The 2243-nt window shown below is 65.3% G+C and carries 2 protein-coding genes and 1 pseudogene; all 3 read right to left on the bottom strand.

Annotated elements, in window-relative coordinates; genetic code table 11:
- Positions 1 to 159 precede the first annotated feature (159 nt).
- Positions 160 to 1833: a sialate O-acetylesterase gene (locus VGC77_RS04410; RefSeq protein WP_331170357.1), complete on the bottom strand. Its 1674-nt coding sequence runs from the start codon at positions 1831 to 1833 to the stop codon at positions 160 to 162.
- Positions 1830 to 2060: a hypothetical protein gene (locus VGC77_RS04405; RefSeq protein ID WP_331170356.1), complete on the bottom strand. Its 231-nt coding sequence runs from the start codon at positions 2058 to 2060 to the stop codon at positions 1830 to 1832. Before VGC77_RS04405 ends, VGC77_RS04410 begins: the two co-directional genes overlap by 4 nt.
- A pseudogene (locus VGC77_RS04400) lies at positions 2057 to 2243 on the bottom strand (hypothetical protein); the annotation flags it as partial. The gene VGC77_RS04405 and the pseudogene VGC77_RS04400, both read right to left, overlap by 4 nt.

The raw sequence follows: 2243 nt of genomic DNA, 5'->3' as shown, positions 1-2243 counted from the left end.
GTAAACTATCCTTTAATCATTGTTCAGTCCATATAAATCAATGTGTTATGGAATATAACTCTCGAACTCGAAACCAGAGGGGGCACTTGCTGTAAAGGCGATACAACCGCGCCCCCGGCCAACTGACAGCGGGGCGTGGTCGTCAGATTGTCGGGGGTGTCAGGTCGGCCCTGCCAGCATGGTCAGCCCGCGACCCGCGCAGGCCGTGCGCGCCGCACCGACCGCCGCGATCAGGTTATCATCCGACAGCCGGCCCGAGTAGACCGCGCCATAGGCGATGTCGATGGCCCCGGTATAGGTGGCCGGCGTGTAATTGTGCGGGTTCCCAAAGCCGAGTTTCAGGCCGCTGAGGTTCGGGCGCGGCAGCGAGGGATTCCAGCGCGCGCGGGCGGTGTATGTGCTGGCGGTCGTCGTCGGGCTGATTCGTTCATCATAGCCCCACACAGAATAGCGCGGCGGCGTGTCGGCCGTGCCGGCAGGGTCATTGCCGAATGCCACAAACGCGGCGTGGAATTCGGCGCTCTCCCCGACCGGCAATGTCGCAAGGCTGGTTTCGATGGCCCACGGCTGCGACCGCGCAGACAGCCGGAAATTGGCGTTCGCCTCGCGATACATCCACCATCCCGCAGGGCTGGCCGCAGGCGCGCCCATGATGATCACAGCCGCCGCTGCGGGCATTCGGCAAATCGCAATCATGGTATGCGCCGCGGTCTCGTCGAACGGGGTCAGCAGACCAGATGAGGCAGGCAGGCGCGCATATCCGGCGGCGAGCGTCGGCGTGGTGCCTGCCACGGTCAGGGCGTTACCGCCACCGACTGCCGCATATGTCGGGTTGTCGGAGCCGAGATACCACTCCGCCAGCAGCGTGCCGGTCGGGATCGGTTGACCATAGAGCGCCCCGGCCTCCGCTTCTGCCCACTTCGCCGGCTTGCGTGTCCCGAAGGTCCGCGTCGAGGCCGCGTCATAGTGGAAAGCATCGAAAACCGTCAGGCCCACATTGCTGACAACCGCCGAATGCGGGATCAGGCGCGGCAGGTCGATGATCCTGCTGTTGATCCCACCGGAGTTTGTCAGGCCAAGCGGGATCTGCCCGAAGGTCCAGGGGGTGTCCGCCGTGACCTTCGGGCAGGACGCCATCAACCGGGTGCGCAGATCGGTGACCCGGCCAGTCCACTCGGAATGATAGGGCACGTCCCATTCGCCCTGCACCCAGTCCACCATGGCGACGGTATCGTCGGGATATGCCGAGAAGTAGCTATTGATCCGGCTGACCGCGCCGGTATAGGCCGATCCGCCTGCCGCCCATTTGGTATCCCGGAAGCCAGAACCGCCCACGGCGCAGGGCACGAACACGATTTCCGCGTCTGGATAGGTCGCGCGCAGCGCAGCGGCCAGGGTGATCTGGTTGCCCATCCGGCCGGTGCCGACAAGGCTGTCCGGGTTGGGCAGCTCATAAAGCCCTTCCATGCTGACCAGGGTAGTGCCGTTCCAGGCCCAAACGTTCGAGCCGAAGCCGCCGAGGCCGTCAGCCGTGTCGCGGGCCGCGTTGTTCGACTGGCCAAGGATGAGGATAATAATGCGGGTGATCGGAGAAACCGGAACGGAAAACCCCTTCGCCATCGTCACGACCCGGATCTGCACCGATGCCGCCCCGGTGTTATAGGGCAGCGCATCGACAGAGACGAAGCTGAACGTCACCCCTTCGTCGGTGCTGACCTGAAACCCGAAAGCGCTGGCCGGGCCGGTGATGACCACCTTACCGCCTACCGTCGCGGTGCTTGCGCGGGTGGCGCCGCCGGCGCGGCGGATTGAGGGGATGCTCGGATGGTTCACAGCCCGGCCACCCGCGCAATGACAGGCGTGCCCGCCTCGGACGCCCGGTAGTAGACGGTGGTGCCGGCAGGCACCGGGATCGTCTGCCCGATCAGCAGGGGGATGCCCAGGCGATCTGCCTCGACCGGTTCCGTGTCAATGATAGCCATCGCGTTCCAGGACGACCAGATCTCGTCGGCCGTTGTGGTGACGCTCGACCAGCTGGTGGTGATGTTCGTGATCTTCATCCGGTTTCTCCGTTCAGGGTTGCGGGGTCGACGCCGGCGCCGGCAGCATTGCGTGCGCGGCAGGTGATCAGGGCGGCGCGGTCCTGCCCCCACAGGCTGACCACCTCGGCCCGTGTCAGGTCGCGCTCTGGCAGTTCCACCGGCCGCGCGCAGTCAGCGAAGGCGGTTGAGGCGCGCTGCGTC

The sequence above is a fragment of the Rhodopseudomonas sp. genome (assembly GCF_036404135.1).
Lineage (GTDB): Bacteria > Pseudomonadota > Alphaproteobacteria > Rhizobiales > Xanthobacteraceae > Rhodopseudomonas_A.
Note: the sequence above shows the minus strand (reverse complement) of the source record. Positions and strands in the feature narration are given on the sequence as shown.